The sequence below is a fragment of the Shewanella sp. SW32 genome, from assembly GCF_025653365.1.
Classification (GTDB): domain Bacteria; phylum Pseudomonadota; class Gammaproteobacteria; order Enterobacterales; family Shewanellaceae; genus Shewanella; species Shewanella oncorhynchi.
In genome coordinates, this window is record NZ_JAKKSJ010000005.1 from 92,275 (window position 1) to 111,336 (window position 19,062).

Consider the following 19,062-nt stretch of genomic DNA (forward strand, 5'->3'; position numbering starts at 1 on the left):
GATAGAAAGCCCCTCAATCGAGGGGCTGATATAATGCGAGGAAACCGTTGATCGATAAGCTAGCTAGACCCTCAAATTATTTGAATATCCCCCTGTTTAAATTCTTGAATACCAGTGGTTTTTGGCGGGATTGTCAACGTATGGTCGCCGATGGCGTGGAGTTTGCGCGCAAGCCGCAAGAACAAGACTATGGCACAGTCGCTGTGTTTAAAGATCTCTACGGTAACTTATGGGATTTACTGCAATTGAATGATGAGCATCCTATGGCACACAGGTTAGCGTATCGGGAGTGAGGATTAGAAGTTAACCCCTAATCCTAAGGTGTAGCTGGTATCTCTCGTATTGCCTATCACTGTTTTAGTGTCATTGAAGTCATATTTAAATGACAAATAAATCCGCTGAGTTAGCAGATATTTAAGTCCTACTGTCGAGTTTGAGATGTAATCAATCGAAGGCATATCTGGGAAGGCAATTTGCAGATCGGCATAGGACTCTAAAATGCCACCAAACCAATATTGTTTATAGTTAAGTGAGGCCGCCCAAGCATTTAGTTCTAGTTTAAAGGACTGTTGTTCAAGCCAAAAATGGTTGTAGGTTACGACGAAGTCTAATTTATCGCGCCCAGCACCCCAAAAGCGATAACCAGGACCGAGTCCCGCATAATAACTATGGCTATCGATGCCGAGTTTATCTTCTTCATAAAAATCTTCCTGACGTAACAGCCAATGCTCATTGAGCAGATAGTCTAATGAATAATGTCCTTCGAGGGTGTTGCGCTTAGTCACGTCATCTTCGGTTTCGTAGCGTACTTCGGTCTTGATATTATGTCGCCATTGCAAGGTTTCCGCTGTGATATCGCCTTTGATATGTAGCTTCTGACTATTTTTCTTGTTTTTGGTGACATCAAGTGTGGTTTCTACACTACCGTTAAAATTCCAATCTGAGTTTGCATAGTGCTGCGAGAATCTCAACTCACTCACGGGAGTGTGCTGGTTATTAATTAATACCATGCCATGTTCATTAGAGGCTTGAATACTTATGTCCTGTATGGAACGACTGACACTCCAAGGTCTAGTATCTGTGACTTCGAGGCTGAGAATGGCACTGCGTTGAATGGTAATTTTAGGGGTATAACTGGTGTTGATGATGAGATTTTGATCGTTAAACTCTTTAATTTCACCGCTAATTTTATCGCCATTGAGCAAAAAAACTGTGTCGGCATAACACAAGGGGCTGACACTACAGAGCGTAGCAACAAGGTACAATGCTGGATTGGATATCAGATTATGCATCTTGCTCGTGGGCTCAAAATAAAGGGAGAGTAAGTGTTGTCATTCTACTCGAACACAGGCTCTACAAAGCAATAACATTTGATAAAAGTGTTGATAAGGGATTGAAAACGGGTTCGCAATCCCTTACTTCTTTGCCTGTTAGCGTGAGTTAATTTCGGTTATTTTGAGGTTAATGAGCTGCTTCTGCCATTGGGATTTATCTATGCCTTCGACCCAAATGACGCTGCTTTTACGCTGTTCGCCTTTGCGTAGATAGGTCTCAGGCATGCGGAAAATGGCTTCCCACACTTCGAGTTTTTCGGTTTTGAGCAAAGTACCATTATCGGCGAAGAAGCTAGCTTCAACTTCAACTAAGGTAACGTGTTCATTGCTGGTGCTGGCGAGATCGAAGCTGAGTCCGAGTTTGTCGCCTTTCCATTGACCTTCAGCAAAGCTGACTTTGATCCCATCTTTTGCCGTTGAGCCTAATAGCTCAGGTTGGGTAATCGCAGTGGCGGTCAATGTGGTGACTGGCGCAGCAACAGTTTGAGTGGTAACTGCGGCACTTGGGACACTGGCAACATTGCTCGATGCACTTGCTACGGCTGCAGCGGCTAAGGCATTGGGCGCGGCTTTGGTTTCAGTGATCACGTATTCCCAAGTAAAGTCGTCTTTGAGTCTGACTTGGGCGCCATTTTCTAGGGTGATATTGGCTACGTCGGCCGCCATAACCGATGATGTTAGCAATAAAAATGAGCTAAGTGCGCTAAGGCGTAATGAAGTGTGCATTAATTTTCTGGCTCCGATATCCGTCTGAGTCAATATTCTGCCCTAACATAAACAATTTGCCGCATGTTAGTCACTGTCTAAGTCGTGTTTTGATGAATAAAGTGGATTAATGGCGAGATTTTAACGCTAGTACAGATTGAGCTAGCTGACTGTGGCACTATTAGATAGGTGTACATGAGCGGTATGCTCAATGAATAAAGTAACAGGAGATTAAGATGCAGATGAAACATGGAATTTATGGCTTAGTGATTGGATTGGCATTTAGCACTGTCACTTTGGCTGCTGAAGCACCGAAAGTGGGTTGCGCGGCGAAATTAGATGCTATTAGTGCCGAACTTGCCCAAGCAAAAGCGGCAGGTAATAAGCATAAAGTCGCGGGACTTGAAAAGGCCTATGACGAAGTTTCAACCCATTGCGACGATGATAGCTTATACGCTGAGCGAGTCGCTAAAGTTGAGGCCTTAGAGGAAAAACTCACTGAGCGCCAAAACGAATTGGCCAAAGCCATAGAAGAAGGTCGTTCTATGGATAAAATCAACAAGAAACGCAATAAAGTCGCCGAAGTCGAGGCTGATCTTGCTAAGGCGCGAGCCGAGCTAACGCAATAAATAGCTCAAGCCCAATCGCTAGGAGCTTAGCCCGCGTAACCTATACTTAAAATAGTGGATTCTGTGCTGGAGTTATAACCGGCACTCAGTATGAAGTGCTCAGTGATTCGATATCTTAGCCCAGCTTCTGCGCCCCAACGGGTTGTTTTATCTTCTTCCCATGTGGGTTTGCCATCGACAATTTTGGGTGAAATGTTATTCGTGTAAGACACTGTGCTGATATAGCCACTGCCGCCGGCATAAAAGCTTAAATCTGCCGTTAAGCTGTAGCTTAAACCTAAGCGGAAGAGGCTTTCTTGGCGATAGGACTGCGCGGGTTCTGGCACGATAATATCGGTTTCACGACTGCGGGCATAGCCTAGGTAATAACCCCATTGTTGGTAATTATTATCGAAATGATAGGGGGCGATTGTAATGCCATAGAGATTATCTGTGGCGGGAATATAATCGAGCATAAGGGCGATATAAGGTGCATTGGCAGTTTCGTCTGATTTATCTGGCCTAACTAATTGCTTAGAAGTGCTATATTCGGCCGCTTGAAGCGGTTGGCATAGGCTCAGGAGTCCAATGCTAAGACAGGCTAGCGTATATGAATGACGACACATAGGATGGTTTCCTTAGGGATAGGGGAAATATTGTTCATTTTCCTGTGTGCGGGGTCAATTCAAAATGCTAAAATCTCTTTTAAAATAAGTATTTGTAAATATTTTGTGTTTTGATTTGAGTGTTTTCTAGGGTGATATTTAACCGAGGTCAACTCGGCAGTTACCTTTGTATGGGTTTGTTGCGCTAGCGCCTACGTTGGAGTGAAATTGTGGATCAGGAAATAAGGCTCGAAATTTCGGCATGGTTAGCGGGCTTTGGGATTGATAGCCAACCCTCTGATGGAATATCGACCACAGTTATGGTCATTGCTTGCTTACTGTTAGCGAGCATCGCTTATTTTATTGTCCGACGCGTGGTAATTCGTGCGGTGAATATGGTAATCCTGCGCTCTAAGGCGACGTGGGACGATGTATTCATGCGTTATAAGGTACTTGAAAAGCTGGCCATGCTTGTGCCCGCTATCGTACTTAATCTATTGGTGCCAATCGCGCTGACTGAGCATCCACTGTTAAGCGGGCTAGTCGACCGATTACTGAGTATTTGGTTAGTGGTGCTGATTATCCGCGCTATGTATGCAGGTATGGATGCGGTTGATGAAATTTCAGATGTGAATCTGGTGAGTCGGCGCTTGCCTGTTAAGAGTTTCGTACAGTTAACTAAGCTATTTTTATTCTTTGTTGGGATTATCGTTTCTATCTCAATCTTGGCCGATCAATCACCTGTGTACTTCCTCAGCGGCTTAGGTGTGGCAACGGGTTTTGTGATGTTAGTGTTCCGCGACACTATCTTAGGTTTTGTGGCGGGCATTCAGTTAGCGGCTAACCGTATGGTGAGTAAAGGCGACTGGATCCAGATGGACAAATACGGCGCCGACGGTGCGGTAGAAGAAGTCTCGCTGACCACAGTGAAAGTGCGTAACTGGGACAAAACCATCACTATGATCCCTGCTTATGCCTTAGTGTCGGATGCGTTTCGCAACTGGCGGGGTATGTCTGAGTCGGGCGGTCGCAGGATCAAACGCGCGATCAATATCGATATCAACAGTATAAAGTTTTTGACCGAGGAAGAGCGCGAACGTCTCAGTAAGATCAATTGCTTAAAAGAATATTTCCCCGCAAAAATAAATGAAATTCGTGAGTCGAATGCCAGAGTCTCTGACCTTGATATGAAAGTGAACGGCCGCCATTTGACTAACGTCGGCACTTTCCGCGCTTATCTGCAGGAATATTTACAGCGTCATGATAAAGTCCACAAGGAAATGACCTTAATGGTACGCCAATTAGCGCCGACCACTGAAGGGTTACCGATTGAGATTTATATCTTCACCAATGATACTCGCTGGGCGTTTTATGAGGCGATACAAGCGGATATTTTCGACCATGTGTTTGCTGTATTACCTGAGTTTGGTCTGCAGGCGTTCCAAGCGCCCACCGGCAATGATATTCGCAGTTTAAAGTCAGTTAAGGTCGACTAGTTTGATGGCTGTCGATGATTATCGATTTAGTTTCGAGAGACAAGAATCGCGGCTAAGGTGATAAATACACCGCCGCTGGTTCTGTCAAACCAATGCAGCTTGTTGCTCGCCTTTAGGCTGGGCGCAAGTACATTGGCCATGCAGGCATAAATCATCACAAAGCTAAAATCCACCACGGCCCAAGTGACTGCAAGAATGGTCAGTTGCGGTAATTGCGGCGCGGCAAGATTGATAAATTGCGGAAACAAGGCGGCAAAAAACAGTAAATCCTTCGGATTACTGATCCCCACTAGAAACGCCTGCTTATAAAGCTGCGCAGGCGTACCTTTGCCCTCTGACGGGCTAACTTCAAGGGCTTGACCCTGGTTTTTCGTCAATAACAGCTTAATACCTAAAAATACTAAATAGGCCGCGCCGCACCATTTGAGCAGGGTAAAACCGTATTCTGAGGCGCTAATAATCGCCCCAAGTCCTGCCGCTGACGCCATCATTAAGATTAAAGCGGCGCTAACACTGCCAAGACCAGTCGCTATGCTACGCATCTTGCCGAAGTGGATCCCATGGGACATAGACAACATAGCGATAGGACCGGGTGAAATCCCAATCAATACAATGGCGAAGAGATAGAGTAACCAAGTTTCGGGTTGCATATTTGCTGCTCTAAATGGAATAAATGTTAATGTTTAGCACTCGCTATAAAATCAGGGATCACCTTGGGATGACGGCCTTTAATGGTGCGATAGAAGCTCAAAATCTCTTGCATGTCGGTCACGATATCGTCACTGGGTTGCAGTGGTGTGCGGATAACGACAGTGCGGCGGCTAAAATCTAAGCCAACGGGTGTAATGGGTACTTGGGCCTTGCTGGCGATATGATAAAAGCCGCACTTCCAGCGCGTCACTGGGCCGCGGGTGCCTTCTGGCGCTAGCGCTAACTTGTAATCGGATTTTGACTCAAACAGCTGCACGGCGGCATCGACTAAGTTGTTGTTCTTGCGCCGATCCACCGGACTGCCGCCAATGGCGCGGAAAAACCAGCCCCAAGGCGGGATAAAGAGTTGGTGTTTGCCGAGAAAGTGAATGCGGATACCTAGGGCGCCACGGGCTAAAATGCCGACAATGAAGTCCCAGTTACTAGTGTGCGGTGCAACTATGATGATGTATTTAGCACAGTCGGGCAGTTGGCCTTCTATCTGCCAGCCTGAAGTTTTAAGTAGCCAACGGCAAAGTGGTGTAAACATAGTTCGGTGCCCAGAGTCGAAAAATTAATAATATCATCAGCTTTTTTAGATTTTAAACTGGCTTAAACAAGATAGTCTGTACTTAATTCGTTATAGTACAGTTTAACCTGATTGATTGTGGGGGAACGATACTATGTTGAAAAATGGACGATTAAACAAGGTTATCTGGCAGCGTGTTTTTGCGGCACTGTTACTCCTGCTGACTTGTCATGTTAATGCTGTGCCGACGGATGAAATTACGCAGATGCTTAAAGGCCAAGAAGACGCTTGGAATCGCGGCGATCTCGATGCTTATATGCAAGGCTATTGGAAGAGTGATCAACTGCGTTTTGTCTCTAATGGTAAGTTTCGTTTTGGCTGGGAAGAAACTCTCGCTGCCTATAAGAAAAATTATCCAAATAAAGAAGCGCTTGGTGAACTGAAGTTCACTATCAAAGAAATCAAAATGCTCAGTAATTACGCCGCTATGGTTGTTGGGCGCTGGGATTTACGGCGGATAAAAGATGCCCCAACGGGTGTGTTTACTCTGTTGATTGAAAAAATCGACGATCGTTGGGTGATCACCATGGACCACAGTTCAGATTAAACCGTGTCCTTTGCACTCAGTGTTGCACTGCAGTTCAAATTAGATTTGCGATAATAAACAGTCTGGTTTGGTGGGCGGCTCGGCAGGCAGAGTTAAATGGAAATCCTGCTGTCCAAGCTGTCTACCTTTGCCATCGTATCTCACTTCGGTGAAATGCATACCGCCCTCAGCATCTTCAAGCAGAATGCTGGTGGAGCGGGTGCCATAGTCGGGGTGACGAATATAAATCGCAGCTAAACGCCGTTCCCACTCGATCCCTACTCCCGTATTAGGCAGCTCATTATCTTGCGGCTGGGAATCGTCTTTCATTAGTTGTAACAGTACTTGCACTTCTATACTGCTGGACTGGCTGATTGCCGCTTCTAACGCCTGCTGTCCCTTCGCCATTTTCGGCCAAATATCATCGAGTGCACCATTGCTAATGGCATGAAATCCATCGGCAAGTTTTACTGTGTCTTTATTGATACTGTTAAAACAATATAAGTCAGTACCTTGGCCGAAGATGAGATTGAACGGCTGATAATTGTCGCTATGTTCAACAAGCCAATTAGGGCACACGAGCGACCCTGAGTTGAGCGTCATAGTAATTAGCTCGCCACGACTACGCATGGCTTCAGGGTTCTTTTGCGGAACGCGCAGATTGGTTACGCCAGCGATTTGTCCTTGTTTATTGATGCCAAACCAAGTGCCACCGGCCTGCAGATCTTTACCCGCGAGTATGTTTTCTTCCGGCGGCCAAAAATGCGCTGGCGCAGTTGGTCTATGATGAAACTCATCGCGGTTGGCACAGATGATTAAGGGATACTTAGGATGGGCATTAATGGCGACAAAGAGTATGCACATAGCAGGCTAAATTAATCCAAAGGTAGATTAACTTAGCCTGTCTGCTCACAAATGAACAGCGTTAGTGGTGCGAGTGCTTATCTGTTTTTGCGTGTTCATGTGCATGTTTATCGGCACTAGGTGTCACAACAGGTTTCTGCTCGTCTGTGTGCGAAGCGCTAGATTCGTGAGTATGTGTATTCTCGTGGGAATGGCTATGGGCGTGACTATGCGCATGAACTACCGGTTTGCTGAGCATTAAGCGGCGTAAAAATTTACGTGGACCTAAGCGCAGTAAGCTGGCGGCAAACAACCCTGAGAGGATCAGTAGAGCAATTAAGTTCACGACTTCAGGCAAGGTAAATAAGGAGAACCATAGTGGCAAGCGTAATGCTGCGGCTAAGCTCAGCGCAATAATACTCAGTAATATCGCCCTTTGCGTCCATGTCATTAACTTAAGCTGAGCTATGTTGAGCACAGGTGCAGCAATCAGCGGCATCATAATCGCGATAGGATTCCAGCCACTATAAGCCAGTGCAAGAGCGAGTACGGCGGCGCCTAAGTTGCAGAAACGCATAGGTAAAAATACAAGCAATAGCACAACAACCTGTAGCAATGGATTGCTTAAGGGCATTGAAGGGTGGCCAATTAAATTCACTAATACTAGGCTGAGTAAAATCCAAGGTGCGCTGCGATCGACTAAATGAGCAAAGCCGAAACGCAGTGAACTGCTGGGTAATTTAGTGTGTGGATCGGTAATGGTGACGTTAGCATGGCTTAAATATGCACTCAGAATAAACACTACAAGCAATTGGAATAACGCTAACCAAGGACCGAGAAGTAGAGCTGTGATCACTAAGGCTTCAGGCCCAGCTAAGCGTTGGAACCAGCGACGGGCTAAACTGCTATCCTGCGGCGTCAAACCTAATTTAAAGCGCAGCGCAGCCGCACCATAGCTTAGCAGCAACACGGGTGCGAGCTTTAATAGCCAAGTCATTAATTGCTCTGTGCTGTGATCATGGTGGGCATGTTCGTGGCCGCCTGAATCCATTAATAGCAACATCACGAGTAAACCGATGCCGAGCAAACTACCTATGCCAGCTTGGTATTCATATTTGCCTTGCGTATCACTTTCATGCTGACCATGGGGTTGATGTAGTACCACATGCAGAATTGTGCCAGTAATAAAGGCTTGTAAGTAGACAGTGTCATCGATATTTAAATAAGGAAGTAGTTGCTCACCGGCGAAATAGCCTATGCCTGTAAATAGCATCTGGGCTGCAAAGATCATGAGTGTCCAACGTGTTCCGAGATGGGGTTTAAGTATCCACCATACTGCAAAACCGACGGGTAATTGGTGGAGTATGACACCAAGAGCTAGCAGAATGGAGTTATCGTCTTGCTGCGCCAAAACCATAGCGGTGCCATCGGTGATGGTATGCAGTAATAAGCCACCAATACCTAAGAAAAGCGTAAAATTATGGGTGACTTCTGAATAACGGTGAAATAGGCGTTCGCTGGCGGTAGGCCCCCAGATGCCGAGGAGTACAAAGACGATCGCAAGCATGCCACCATGCTCAAGTAATTCTGGCAAGATGTGGATCAGCACTAATCCGCCTAATGAGACGAATATAAAACCATCGAGCCCCTTTTGTAAGCCACTACTCGATGAGAAGTAGCGATAAAACAGAGGGCCAATTAAGAGTGCGATACAGCTAGCAAGAAGATAGAGCATGGATTCCACGGAAAATTTGCTGAAAAAACGCCATAGTATACCAGCTGTAAAGCAAAGTGAGCAGTGACTTGCAGGCAATTTACTCAACTGACATTTTATACTGTGTTTTGAAGGTGAGAATTTTATTCACTTTGGCCATTCTGCGGAGAAATTTTCAGATCTAACTCGAGAAAAGGTACTATACCCAAGCTACCTGAAGATACGAGTTTCAGAGCGCCTAGGGTGCTTCAATTCAAGGCGCATCAATGACAGAATGTCGGCCACCTTTTGAATTGTTGCAACACGGAAGTGGAGCTCCCTAGGCGCTCCGTTCCGGCGGGTTGTAACGTACTTTATGCCGTGTTGGTTATTTTTAACTTAGCCCACTAGGTCCGCAAATAACCGCAATCGCCATGGATGGCGTGAATGCCATTTATGCAGGAGCAATAAAGGGCCTTGCCTAAAGTGCGTTACATTCCCGCTGAATCCTGCATCTTCAGGTTGTTTGGGTATATAATATCGGCTTATGTTGGCTTGGGTGTTGATACGTTAAATGGATATATTTTCTGCTGCGGTAATGTTGTTTCTGATCATGGACCCTTTGGGTAATTTGCCGATTTTCGCGTCGATTCTGCGGCATATCGATCCCAAGAAACGTCGTAAGGTACTGATCCGCGAATTACTTTTCGCCTTAGTGATCATGCTGTCTTTTCTTTATGCGGGTGAAGCCATTTTAAGTTTCTTAAATCTTCGTTCCGAATCTGTGAGTATTGCAGGCGGTATTATTCTGTTTTTGATCGCGATTAAAATGATCTTCCCACAACCCGGTGGTGTCGTTGGATTAGCCGCGGGAGAAGAGCCTTTTATCGTGCCTATGGCTATTCCCTTGATGGCTGGCCCATCGATTCTTGCAGCCTTGATTTTACTGGCGCATACCGATAGCTCACGTATGGGCGATTGGACCATAGCGTTAGTGTCAGCTTGGGGGGCGAGTGCGGTGATCTTAATGTTTTATAAACTTTTCACCCGTGTGCTGGGGGAAAAGGGGCTCACAGCAGTCGAGCGTTTGATGGGTATGGTGCTGGTCATGATCTCAGTGCAAATGTTCCTCGACGGTATTTCAAACTATCTGAAAACCGCTGCCTAACTTTATCTAGTTTGATCAAAACGAAACCGTATTAACGTTGTTAATGCGGTTTTTTTTATGGCTGAGATTTGGTTTGGAATTGAGTCAGCACAGAGGTTTGCTGAATGTTTGCTGACAAAAGTGCAAATCTTACCTGCGAACAGGTGTATCAAGTTGTTACTGAGGTGCAGTGCTGCTAATGTCGAAAACTCTGTCTCTATCACTTGAAGACGGATAAACCCTGAGTAGGTTACTCATTAAAGGTAATTTGTCTTAATACAAAGAGACACTAGTCTTAATAAATAGAATGGCGTTGGCTGTTACAGAAGGATGTTAAAAATGCGAAGTACAAAAGGCGTAACAGCGTTTGGACTGATGTTGGCATTGATTAGCGGCGCGAGTATTGCAGCTCCGAATCATACGCCTGCAGATGCGGGTGTGATTAATAAAGATCGAATTTTATATTGGTTGATTAAGCGTGGCGAAGTGGCCGCCGATGCCAGTGATAGCGTAAAGCAGGAGGCGATAGAAGCTTATATTCATCGCGCCACTTTGGCACAACCTAAAGCGCCGCGCATCGAAGTTGAAGCTGAACATGCGCGTCTACAAAGAGCTAAATCATCGCAAATGATGCGCTCACCTGCACAGCGTTTACAGGCCGATGCGGATGTAAAGAAAACCGTTAAAGTGCTCACAGTATTAGTGGATTTTGCTGATCTAAAACATGATGACAATGGCTTAAAAGCGGGGGATACAGACATGTATTACCCGAGTTATCCTGCGTCCCACTACAAGGAATTACTCTTTTCGCCTACGGGCTTCAAAGGTCCACAGGGGCAGACGTTAGATTCGGGGTATCAATATTATCAAGCGGTTTCTGGGCAAACCTTCTCCTTTACTGGGGATGTGAAGGGCTGGTATACCGCCTCGCAAAATGCTGAATACTATGGTGTTAATGATCCAGATACCCGTAGTGATTCACAGGTCGAACAATTGGTAAAAGAAGCCGTATCTCAAGCTGTTGCAAATATGTCTGAAGCAGAGCTGGCTAGCTATGATATTGAAGATCAAAATGATTTGAACAATAACGGTAATTACGATGAGCCCGATGGCATTATCGACCATGTGATGATTTTCCACTCTAGCGTAGGCGAAGAGGTCGGCGGCGGAAAACTAGGATCGAGTGCGATATGGTCGCATCGATATTATGTCGACCAAGCAACCAATGGTTATGCGCTTCCTGGCACGAACAAAAAAGTATTCGGTTATACAATCCAGCCTATCGATGCGGCAACGGGCGTGTGTACCCACGAGTTTGGCCATGATCTAGGTCTGCCTGATGAGTACGATACCTCTGAAAATGATAAGAAAGACGGCTCGCCTGTGGGGCTATGGTCTTTAATGTCTGGTGGTAGTTGGGCTGGTGCTATTCCTGGCGCTCAGCCGAGTGGTTTTAGCCCTTATGCGCGTTCTTACTTACAGGAAAGATATAAAGGTAAGTGGTTGAATGAACGTGAAATCACCTTAGATAGTATTCCTAAATCAGGCATGGAAGTGACGTTGAATGAGGCGGTTAATCAGCAGGCGGTTAATCAGATTTCTATTCCGCTCCCTCCAACGCTAATTTATGTTAAAACACCTTATCAGGGCAGTTATCAGTACTATTCTGGCCAAGGAAATATGCTGAACAACAGCATGAATTTTAATGTTAAATTACCTGCCGTAACCACAGATAAACTGATTCTGAGTATGAAGGCCAGTTGGAGTATTGAGCCTGACTTTGATTACATGCAGGTGAAAGTGGATGGTGCGGCCATTGCGGGTAATTACACTAAGTCGAACAATGCAATGAATAGTGCTCGTCATATCATCACTGGTGAATCGTCTGCGCTTGCTCAGGCGGAAGGTCGCGATGCTTGGGTAACATTAGAATATGATTTATCGGCATATTCTGGAAAATCTGTTGCTGTCGAGATCAACTATGTCACCGATGATTTTACCTCTAAGTCAGGGATCACTATTGATAACATCAGCGTTAAACAAAATACCACTGAGTTATATAGTGATAACGCTGAAGTCGCGGATAAAATGACGTTTTACGGCTATAGCCGGATTAAGGATTCTCGTCCGGATCCAAAATCTCAGTCTCGTTATATTATCCAGCTGCGTAGCCATAATGGTGTCGATGCTGGCTTAAAAGCCGCAAGTTTTGATCCCGGAGTTTTACTCTGGTTAGAAAATTTGGGTTACAGAGACAATAACGTTTCAGACCATCCTGGCCATAGCTTGATTGGTGTGATTGATGCTGACCCAAACATGATTGGCACTCGCTCGACCGACGTACAAATTCGTGATGCAGCCTTTAGCACAGTAAATCAAACCTTCTATTTGGAGGATAATCATCGCGATGCTGTCAGCCTGTTCGATGATAGTTTTGATTACTACAGCGCGCCACTACAGCCACAGTCAGGTATGGTGTTGCAGCAGCTAGGGTTGACAATGCAGGTACTATCGCAAGCCAGTAATAACAGCACTGCGGTTATTCGTCTTGCGAATGCGAACTCTGATGCTATAGCGCCGTTAACTGTCAGTTTTGGTAAGACAGTTAGTCAATTAGCGGTGAACTTCACCAGTAACGTTGATGGTGGTATGGGAGTATTAACCTACGCTTGGGATTTGGGTGATGGCACGACAAGTACAGCGGCTTCGCCAACCCATACCTATGCGAAGGCGGGCACTTATACGGTGAAGCTTACAGTGACAGATGCGCAAAATACTAAGGCGATTAGCAGTTCGACGGTAACGGTTGTTGCACCTGTTACGCCTCCAGTAACTCCGCCGGCCAGTGAGGGTTCAGGTGGCGGCAGCTTAGGTTGGTTAAGCCTTGCCTTCCTTAGCTTATTGACTTGGCGCCGCCAGTTAAATGTGCACTAAGTTAAATGTCCACTAAGTTGATTGTTTGAAATCCGAACAAAAATGCCTCTGATCTAGAGGCATTTTTTATCTGTCTTGAGGCTAAATTCTGACTAAGCTTTGGATGAAGTCTAAAGTTTACAACTGACGGATAGCTTGCTCGGCCGCTGGCAGAAAGATTTCGCTGACGATCATTTCATGCTCACCGTGATGGAAATAGCGGCGGCGTCCCCAGAGTGCATGTTCGACACTTTGATCTAAACTTTCAGCTAAGTGGGCGAGGCGACTACAGGTTTCGAAACTGGCAACTTCGATTCTACCGGGGATGAAGTTATCTTGGCTAAACAGTAATTCACCTAAGGGGCGAGTACCCAAACTAAGGAAATCCATTTTGCGCTCGGCCATTAATTTTTCAGGGATCAAGGTTCTGGCAAATACCCAAGGTATCGAGTCGAGGCAAAGCAAGACTTCACGGATCCATACAGCACCTTGCTGGGGATATTCGCCCTCTAAGGGAGCATGCAGTCCTTCGCCTAGTACCTTTACTTCAAATTGAGCACAGCAAGTTTTGAGTTTTTGCGTTAGGCTGCCAGTGGCAAGCAACCATTCTTTCAAGGGCGATTTGGGGAGTTTGTCGGCTAGATCGGCTGAAAACCACTGAATAGATTCACCATAGGGAAAGCTTAAGCTAGTCACATTCATTAAATACTCGTTACAATATAAACAAACGTCGGCAGTCTAGCATGTCGCGACGCGAGCATATATACCCAAGCTACTTCCAGATACGGACACTGCATCTTCAGGTTGTTTGGGTATATACCCAAGCTACTTCCAGATACGGATACTGCATCTTCAGGTTGTTTGGCTATATAGATTGGGAAGTTTCTTCCATTACCATTATTGTTTTAGGGGCCGTAAGTCGCTATGAAAAAATTACTCTCAGTCTGTCTTATCCTGTTTACAAGTGTTTTCAGTGTTTATGCGGCCGATGAAAAAGAAGCTGCACCTGCAGCAGCAACCCCACCAACGGGTGAGTATGCCTACTATGGTTTCGAACCCGAAATTGTCACTAACTACATTTCTAATCGCAAGAAATTGGGTTTTGTGAAGATTAGCGTTGAGTTAATGGTAAAGAGTCCAGATGATCTAGTGACAATTGAGCTCCATAATCCATTATTGCGAGCCGCAATTGTTGAAGTGTTAGGCAATCAATCGGAAGAGAAGATTAAGTCACTCACGGGTCGTGAAGAGATTCGTCGTGAGTGCTTTGAAATGGTTAACAATTTGATCACCAAAGAAGCTGGTAAACCCTTGATCGTAAACTTATTGTTTACCTCTTATCTGTACGATTAATTTACTGCCTCACTCTATGGGCTGACTTAGGTCGGCCCACTGCGTTACAAGAGCTATTATGTCAAAACCTGCCGTTAAACCCGTCCAATTAGTGACTGCGAAACGCCTAACGAGTACAGCCAACATTGGTCATGCAAAAACTAAAGCACCAAAGCAGGCTAGAACTGAGGTGAAAGGCAAAGTGAAGTCGGTCAAAAACAGGCCTAGTGCTGAGATCAAAAAAGCTTTGCATCCTCGAAATGTACACTTGAACGGCTATGATTTTCCGGCGCTGATGAGTTCATTCCCTAAGCTAAAAGCCTTTGTTCGACCCACGCCTTATGGGGCTTTATCGGTCGATTTTGCCGATCCGTTAGCAGTTAAAATCCTTAATGCGGCGCTACTGAAACACCATTATGGGATTGAATCTTGGGATATTCCTGATGGAGCGTTATGTCCTCCTATTCCCGGTCGAGTCGATTATTTACATTATTTAGCAGACCTTCTAGCCGAAGGCGATGATGTATTTGCTTTGGATAAAACTAGGGTATTAGATATCGGCACTGGCGCGAACGGTATTTATCCCATATTGGGTTGCCAAGTATACGGTTGGCAATTTGTCGCCTCGGATATTAATGCCCATTCACTCAGTAATGTGCAGAGTATTATTGAGCAAAACCCAGTGCTGCAAGGGCAGATAAGTTTACGATTACAGCCAAATGACAAGGCGGTCTTCAAGGGAATCATTCAAGCCGGAGAATGTTTTGCGTTAACCCTGTGCAATCCGCCATTTCATGCTTCTATGGCTGAGGCGAGCGAAGGTACAAAGCGTAAGGTGAATAATCTGCAGCTCAATCGGGGTGGCTTGGTAAAGGTTGCACCTAAGCTGAATTTCGGCGGTCAAGCGGCTGAGCTTTGGTGCCAAGGTGGCGAACGACAGTTTTTAGCGACTATGATCCGTGAGAGTCAAATGTTTGCAGATCAATGCTTATGGTTTAGCAGTCTAGTGTCGAAGAAGGAAAACCTGAAACCTTGTTATCAAGCCTTAGCGCAGTTGAAAGTCGATACTGTGAAAACGATTGAGATGCAGCAGGGTAATAAAATTACGCGGGTTTTAGCGTGGAGCTTCCAGTCAGCAGCTAAGCGCAAAATCTGGCGCAGTGAACACTTAGCCTGTTAAGACTGTTGGGTATGACCCAATTAAGTACTGCTAACAAAACAGGCGCTAATGGCGCCTGTTTTTATTAAAAGTAAAAATAGCCACTGTTACTGTGGCTTTTCTTCCTTATGATCGCGACGGAATAACGCCCACTCTTCAATTGCTTCACCGCTGGGTAAGGTGCAGATCCCATGTTCACCTTCAGCGGTTTTCTCAATTGTTAATTTGCCACCAATGGAGACACAATACTCAGAGGCGGGGTTGGCTATTTTTACTTGTTCAGTATCACTGCATCCGACTAATACCAGACTCGCCAGAAGTGGAGCAGTAACAAGCAGGAATTTGATTTTCATAGACACTCCTTGGTGAGTTATTTTCGCCCTAAAATCCGCAGGATCCGTAGAAACAAGTTGATGATATCCATATACAAAGCGGCGGCGCTATCGATGGCATTATCTATGGTTTTAGGGATTTGATTCGCCCGTCCCCAGTCATAACCAATATAACCGCAGAAAATCAGCACGACTATCCAATCTAAAATGCCGTGGTGAGTATTAAAGATAAACACTTCAATCAGTTCGACGACGATAACGAGCAATAAAGCAATCGTGAGTGCACCGGAAATTTTTTGGAAAAAGGCGGGGAAGAGTGTGCCTAAACACATCATAGCTATGGTCACTAGCCCTGTGATACGAATGGCCTCAGTCACCAATTCGGGATCGTATTGACTGACCACCATATTGATTATTAAGCCGAAGGGCACGACCACAAAGTTGTAGCCAATAAAACTGACAACGGGGTTAGTCGATTTTTGGAACAGATAAATCCCAAAGAAACAGGAGGCGAAATAGCCGATAAAGAAAATCCAAGGATTAACACTGGCAATCGCCTCTGGGTCGATATTGGTGACCATCCAATAGTTAACGGCAAAACCCCAAATCAGCGTGAGGCCGATAACGAGGTTGTAAATACCTGCGCCAACTATGGGGTCGTCTGTGGTCATGCGGTCAAATACACTGTTTTCCGAATCCATATGTTTTCCTTATGATTTCCTTATTTTAACGGGCCATTAAGCGTCATCAGTGTTGAGCTATATGACGGCAAATTAAGCGGTGGCAATTAAGCTAGTGTAAATAAAGCCGTTTTTCAAGCGAGAACAACCTAAGCCTCTTTAGTACCACAAACACTGCAGCGGGCTTGTTTCGGTAACTTCATCTCGCGAAACTCCATCGTCATTGCATCGATCATCAAAATGCGTCCTGCTAAGGTTTTACCCATGCCAGTAATCACTTTGATGGCTTCAACTGCCTGCAAACAACCTATCATACCTACCACGGGTGCTAGGATGCCCGATTCAACGCAGCTCAGTTGTTGCTCGCCAAATAGGGCGCTAAAGCAATGATAACAAGGCGTTTCGCTGTGATAATTGAACACAGTGACCATGCCTTCCATCCGAATTGCCGCGGCAGACACTAAGGGTACTTTATACTTAAAACAGCTGAGATTAAGTTGCTCGCGCACACTGACATTATCGGTACAGTCGAGCACTAGGCCGTGATCGGCGACTAGGGCGTCAATCTCATGATCATCTAATACTGCATTGATAATGTTGATCTTAATAAAGGGATTGAGCTGCATGAGGCTCTGTTTAGCTGATTCGACTTTAGGCTGGCCGACATTGGTATCTTGATGCAGCACTTGGCGCTGCAGGTTGGATAATTCAACTGTATCAAAATCGACCAGTGTCAGCTCACCAATACCCGCAACCGTGAGGTACTGGCTGGCGGCACAGCCCAAACCGCCAGCGCCTATCATGAGCACTTTGGCTTGTTTTAAGCGTTCTTGACCGTCGATATCCATAGCCTTGATGGATATTTGGCGGCTGTATCTTAAGAGTTCGCTGTCGCTGAGAATATCTTTTGGCACATTCATTGGGATTTTCCTAGCAAAGCACGCTGTTAAATGGCTCGACAGTCACTTGGGTGCCAGCGGGAGTATCACCTTGGAATTGCTCCAATAAAACGAAACAGTTTGCTAAGCTCATCGAAGTCAACATGCCAGAACCTTGGCTACCAGTAATGGCAACTTCAAGTTTACCTTGTGCATTACGGCTTAAAACGCCCCGTTGATATTCGACGCGGCCCGGTTGTTTACGTACAGGCGTGGTGAGCGTAGCGTCTAACATCAAAGGTGCAACTGGGGTTAAGCCCTGCATCTTGTTCAGTATTGGCCAAACGAGTTTGTAAAACGTCACCATAGAAGATACGGGATTCCCCGGTAAACCACAGAATATTGCTTTGCCGATACGGCCCATGGCAAAGGGCTTGCCTGGTTTGATGGCGAGTTTCCAGAAGGTAATTTTGCCTTCCTCATCAAGAATTTGTTTAGTGAAATCTGCTTCACCGACCGACACGCCACCCGAGGTTAATACCATGTCGGCTTGGCTAGCGGCATTGCGAAATGCCTGACGTATGGCTTCAGGATCATCGGCTATTACGCCTAAATCGAGCCATTCCACATTAGCGCGGCTGAGTAAGCCTTGGATCGAGTAACGGTTTGAATCGTAAATTTGTCCTAGGGCTAATTCGCTGCCAACGGGACGCAGTTCATCGCCTGTGGAGAAAAAGGCCACTTTAAGCTGACGGTAAACTCGCACTTGGCTAACGCCAATCGTGGCCAACACCCCGAGTTCGGCGGCACCAATTTGAATGCCTGCACTGAGTACTTTAGTGCCTTGGGTGAGTTCTTCACCGCGGCAACGCACATTGGCGCCTTGCGCCCTAGGATGGCGGATATGAATAATCTCACCTTCAACCTCGGCTTCTTCCTGCATTTGCACTGTGTCATAACCTGTAGGCACAGGCGCGCCTGTCATGATCCGCACGCAGGTATTAGGTTTGGCTTCACCTTTAAAACCATGGCCAGCGAAGGAACTGCCGATAAGGCGCAATGCGGTCTGATTGGTTTGCGTATTTAAGTCGACAAAACGGAAGGCGTAGCCGTCCATAGAGGAGTTGTTAAAGGGCGGCAGGTCGATGCAGGAAGCTAAATCTTCTGCTAGGACGCGGCCAAGGGCATGGGGAAGCAATACGACTTCGGTGTCTGACACTGGGCTAACTTGCTCGAGCAAAAGGGGAATAGCTTGATCTGGATGCATTAAGCTAGGTTGCGAACAAGGATCGGCTGTTACGGACATTAGGGTCTGCCTTATATGCAATGGGTCGTAATGACGCTGAATGAATTTCCACCTGATTATGACTGGCTATTATGCCACGGTGATCTGGGATGGCTATGATTTGCATGTGAGTTTCTGTGATAGGCCAGTCAGTTTTTTCTGCCACTTTGGGCGATAACCTCGCTAGAAGTCACACAATTTACTGCGCTAATTCGAGGGTTGAACGCGAGTCGATGAACAAATGAAA

Annotated in this window: 19 protein-coding genes and 1 pseudogene; 8 read left to right on the forward strand and 12 right to left on the reverse strand. The window is 45.8% G+C overall.

Going from position 1 to position 19,062, the window contains the following annotated elements; all coding sequences use genetic code 11:
* Nucleotides 1-92 precede the first annotated feature (92 nt).
* Nucleotides 93-293: pseudogene (locus tag L5M28_RS04150) on the forward strand (VOC family protein); the annotation flags it as partial.
* 3 nt (nt 294-296) lie between these two features.
* Here L5M28_RS04150 and L5M28_RS04155 read toward each other — a convergent pair.
* Together L5M28_RS04155 and L5M28_RS04160 are read right to left on the reverse strand one after the other, a co-directional pair.
* The gene (locus tag L5M28_RS04155; RefSeq protein ID WP_105250958.1) at nt 297-1,292 is read right to left on the reverse strand and encodes a DUF481 domain-containing protein; all 996 of its coding nucleotides are present in this window, start codon (nt 1,290-1,292) and stop codon (nt 297-299) included.
* A gap of 138 nt (nt 1,293-1,430) precedes the next feature.
* Nucleotides 1,431-2,060, reverse strand: a complete 630-nt coding sequence (locus L5M28_RS04160) for a DUF3157 family protein (RefSeq protein WP_263198304.1) — start codon at nt 2,058-2,060, stop codon at nt 1,431-1,433.
* A 215-nt stretch (nt 2,061-2,275) separates the two neighbouring features.
* Between L5M28_RS04160 and L5M28_RS04165 the strand changes: the two genes are divergently transcribed.
* On the forward strand, nt 2,276-2,668 hold the full coding sequence (locus L5M28_RS04165) for a DUF1090 domain-containing protein (protein WP_105250960.1): 393 nt from the start codon (nt 2,276-2,278) through the stop codon (nt 2,666-2,668).
* A gap of 26 nt (nt 2,669-2,694) precedes the next feature.
* Here L5M28_RS04165 and L5M28_RS04170 read toward each other — a convergent pair whose 3' ends face one another.
* Entirely contained in the window at nt 2,695-3,273 is a 579-nt protein-coding gene (locus tag L5M28_RS04170; RefSeq protein ID WP_219235484.1) for a porin family protein, read from the reverse strand.
* A 209-nt stretch (nt 3,274-3,482) separates the two neighbouring features.
* On the opposite strand from L5M28_RS04170, the gene L5M28_RS04175 reads away from it, so the two are divergent.
* Nucleotides 3,483-4,748 (forward strand): mechanosensitive ion channel family protein, encoded by a 1,266-nt coding sequence (locus L5M28_RS04175; protein ID WP_168826910.1) that lies wholly within the window; start codon nt 3,483-3,485, stop codon nt 4,746-4,748.
* A 26-nt stretch (nt 4,749-4,774) separates the two neighbouring features.
* On the opposite strand, the gene L5M28_RS04180 is transcribed toward L5M28_RS04175, so the two are convergent.
* Both L5M28_RS04180 and L5M28_RS04185 read right to left on the reverse strand, forming a co-directional pair.
* Entirely contained in the window at nt 4,775-5,398 is a 624-nt protein-coding gene (locus L5M28_RS04180) for a LysE family translocator (RefSeq protein WP_168826912.1), read from the reverse strand.
* A gap of 26 nt (nt 5,399-5,424) precedes the next feature.
* Nucleotides 5,425-5,988, reverse strand: coding sequence for a lysophospholipid acyltransferase family protein (locus L5M28_RS04185; protein WP_113941259.1), 564 nt, complete (start codon nt 5,986-5,988; stop codon nt 5,425-5,427).
* A 133-nt stretch (nt 5,989-6,121) separates the two neighbouring features.
* Between L5M28_RS04185 and L5M28_RS04190 the strand changes: the two genes are divergently transcribed.
* Nucleotides 6,122-6,574: a YybH family protein gene (locus tag L5M28_RS04190; RefSeq protein ID WP_263198303.1), complete on the forward strand. Its 453-nt coding sequence runs from the start codon at nt 6,122-6,124 to the stop codon at nt 6,572-6,574.
* A gap of 39 nt (nt 6,575-6,613) precedes the next feature.
* On the opposite strand, the gene L5M28_RS04195 is transcribed toward L5M28_RS04190, so the two are convergent.
* Together L5M28_RS04195 and L5M28_RS04200 are read right to left on the reverse strand one after the other, a co-directional pair.
* Nucleotides 6,614-7,417, reverse strand: a complete 804-nt coding sequence (locus L5M28_RS04195) for an NRDE family protein (protein ID WP_131525674.1) — start codon at nt 7,415-7,417, stop codon at nt 6,614-6,616.
* A gap of 61 nt (nt 7,418-7,478) precedes the next feature.
* Complete coding sequence (locus tag L5M28_RS04200) at nt 7,479-9,131, reverse strand: ZIP family metal transporter (protein WP_263198305.1); 1,653 nt, start codon at nt 9,129-9,131, stop codon at nt 7,479-7,481.
* A 532-nt stretch (nt 9,132-9,663) separates the two neighbouring features.
* Here L5M28_RS04200 and L5M28_RS04205 point away from each other — a divergent pair.
* Together L5M28_RS04205 and L5M28_RS04210 are read left to right on the forward strand one after the other, a co-directional pair.
* Nucleotides 9,664-10,257 (forward strand): YhgN family NAAT transporter, encoded by a 594-nt coding sequence (locus L5M28_RS04205; RefSeq protein WP_263202586.1) that lies wholly within the window; start codon nt 9,664-9,666, stop codon nt 10,255-10,257.
* Between the two features lie 318 nt (nt 10,258-10,575).
* Nucleotides 10,576-13,170, forward strand: coding sequence for an immune inhibitor A domain-containing protein (locus tag L5M28_RS04210; RefSeq protein WP_263202588.1), 2,595 nt, complete (start codon nt 10,576-10,578; stop codon nt 13,168-13,170).
* A 117-nt stretch (nt 13,171-13,287) separates the two neighbouring features.
* Here the strand turns inward: L5M28_RS04210 and L5M28_RS04215 are convergent, their stop codons facing one another.
* Nucleotides 13,288-13,851 (reverse strand): chorismate--pyruvate lyase family protein, encoded by a 564-nt coding sequence (locus L5M28_RS04215; protein ID WP_212600815.1) that lies wholly within the window; start codon nt 13,849-13,851, stop codon nt 13,288-13,290.
* Between the two features lie 222 nt (nt 13,852-14,073).
* Here L5M28_RS04215 and L5M28_RS04220 point away from each other — a divergent pair, with 222 nt between their 5' ends.
* Nucleotides 14,074-14,502: a flagellar basal body-associated protein FliL gene (locus tag L5M28_RS04220; RefSeq protein ID WP_105250969.1), complete on the forward strand. Its 429-nt coding sequence runs from the start codon at nt 14,074-14,076 to the stop codon at nt 14,500-14,502.
* 58 nt (nt 14,503-14,560) lie between these two features.
* The gene (gene rlmF, locus L5M28_RS04225) at nt 14,561-15,661 is read left to right on the forward strand and encodes a 23S rRNA (adenine(1618)-N(6))-methyltransferase RlmF (protein WP_263202589.1); all 1,101 of its coding nucleotides are present in this window, start codon (nt 14,561-14,563) and stop codon (nt 15,659-15,661) included.
* Nucleotides 15,662-15,747: 86 nt separating this feature from the next.
* On the opposite strand, the gene L5M28_RS04230 is transcribed toward rlmF, so the two are convergent.
* The 4 genes from L5M28_RS04230 to glp all read right to left on the reverse strand — a co-directional run bounded on the left by L5M28_RS04230 (nt 15,748) and on the right by glp (nt 18,836).
* A complete protein-coding gene (locus L5M28_RS04230; RefSeq protein WP_113941266.1) occupies nt 15,748-15,993 on the reverse strand; it encodes a DUF333 domain-containing protein in 246 nt (81 codons plus the stop codon).
* A 17-nt stretch (nt 15,994-16,010) separates the two neighbouring features.
* On the reverse strand, nt 16,011-16,673 hold the full coding sequence (locus tag L5M28_RS04235; RefSeq protein ID WP_168826929.1) for a Bax inhibitor-1 family protein: 663 nt from the start codon (nt 16,671-16,673) through the stop codon (nt 16,011-16,013).
* A gap of 128 nt (nt 16,674-16,801) precedes the next feature.
* Nucleotides 16,802-17,572, reverse strand: coding sequence for a molybdopterin-synthase adenylyltransferase MoeB (moeB, locus tag L5M28_RS04240; protein WP_263202591.1), 771 nt, complete (start codon nt 17,570-17,572; stop codon nt 16,802-16,804).
* Between the two features lie 10 nt (nt 17,573-17,582).
* Entirely contained in the window at nt 17,583-18,836 is a 1,254-nt protein-coding gene (gene glp, locus L5M28_RS04245) for a gephyrin-like molybdotransferase Glp (protein ID WP_219254633.1), read from the reverse strand.
* Nucleotides 18,837-19,062: the final 226 nt, after the last annotated feature.

What these genes read in the sequence shown, in the direction of transcription:
- L5M28_RS04155 (WP_105250958.1), bottom strand. Translation starts at nt 1,292, where the DNA reads ATGCATAATCTGATATCCAATCCAGCATTGTACCTTGTTGCTACGCTC.
- L5M28_RS04160 (WP_263198304.1), bottom strand. Translation starts at nt 2,060, where the DNA reads ATGCACACTTCATTACGCCTTAGCGCACTTAGCTCATTTTTATTGCTA.
- L5M28_RS04165 (WP_105250960.1), top strand. Translation starts at nt 2,276, where the DNA reads ATGCAGATGAAACATGGAATTTATGGCTTAGTGATTGGATTGGCATTT.
- L5M28_RS04170 (WP_219235484.1), bottom strand. Translation starts at nt 3,273, where the DNA reads ATGTGTCGTCATTCATATACGCTAGCCTGTCTTAGCATTGGACTCCTG.
- L5M28_RS04180 (WP_168826912.1), bottom strand. Translation starts at nt 5,398, where the DNA reads ATGCAACCCGAAACTTGGTTACTCTATCTCTTCGCCATTGTATTGATT.
- L5M28_RS04185 (WP_113941259.1), bottom strand. Translation starts at nt 5,988, where the DNA reads ATGTTTACACCACTTTGCCGTTGGCTACTTAAAACTTCAGGCTGGCAG.
- L5M28_RS04190 (WP_263198303.1), top strand. Translation starts at nt 6,122, where the DNA reads ATGTTGAAAAATGGACGATTAAACAAGGTTATCTGGCAGCGTGTTTTT.
- L5M28_RS04195 (WP_131525674.1), bottom strand. Translation starts at nt 7,417, where the DNA reads ATGTGCATACTCTTTGTCGCCATTAATGCCCATCCTAAGTATCCCTTA.
- L5M28_RS04200 (WP_263198305.1), bottom strand. Translation starts at nt 9,131, where the DNA reads ATGCTCTATCTTCTTGCTAGCTGTATCGCACTCTTAATTGGCCCTCTG.
- L5M28_RS04205 (WP_263202586.1), top strand. Translation starts at nt 9,664, where the DNA reads ATGGATATATTTTCTGCTGCGGTAATGTTGTTTCTGATCATGGACCCT.
- L5M28_RS04210 (WP_263202588.1), top strand. Translation starts at nt 10,576, where the DNA reads ATGCGAAGTACAAAAGGCGTAACAGCGTTTGGACTGATGTTGGCATTG.
- L5M28_RS04215 (WP_212600815.1), bottom strand. Translation starts at nt 13,851, where the DNA reads ATGAATGTGACTAGCTTAAGCTTTCCCTATGGTGAATCTATTCAGTGG.
- L5M28_RS04220 (WP_105250969.1), top strand. Translation starts at nt 14,074, where the DNA reads ATGAAAAAATTACTCTCAGTCTGTCTTATCCTGTTTACAAGTGTTTTC.
- rlmF (WP_263202589.1), top strand. Translation starts at nt 14,561, where the DNA reads ATGTCAAAACCTGCCGTTAAACCCGTCCAATTAGTGACTGCGAAACGC.
- L5M28_RS04230 (WP_113941266.1), bottom strand. Translation starts at nt 15,993, where the DNA reads ATGAAAATCAAATTCCTGCTTGTTACTGCTCCACTTCTGGCGAGTCTG.
- L5M28_RS04235 (WP_168826929.1), bottom strand. Translation starts at nt 16,673, where the DNA reads ATGGATTCGGAAAACAGTGTATTTGACCGCATGACCACAGACGACCCC.
- moeB (WP_263202591.1), bottom strand. Translation starts at nt 17,572, where the DNA reads ATGAATGTGCCAAAAGATATTCTCAGCGACAGCGAACTCTTAAGATAC.
- glp (WP_219254633.1), bottom strand. Translation starts at nt 18,836, where the DNA reads ATGTCCGTAACAGCCGATCCTTGTTCGCAACCTAGCTTAATGCATCCA.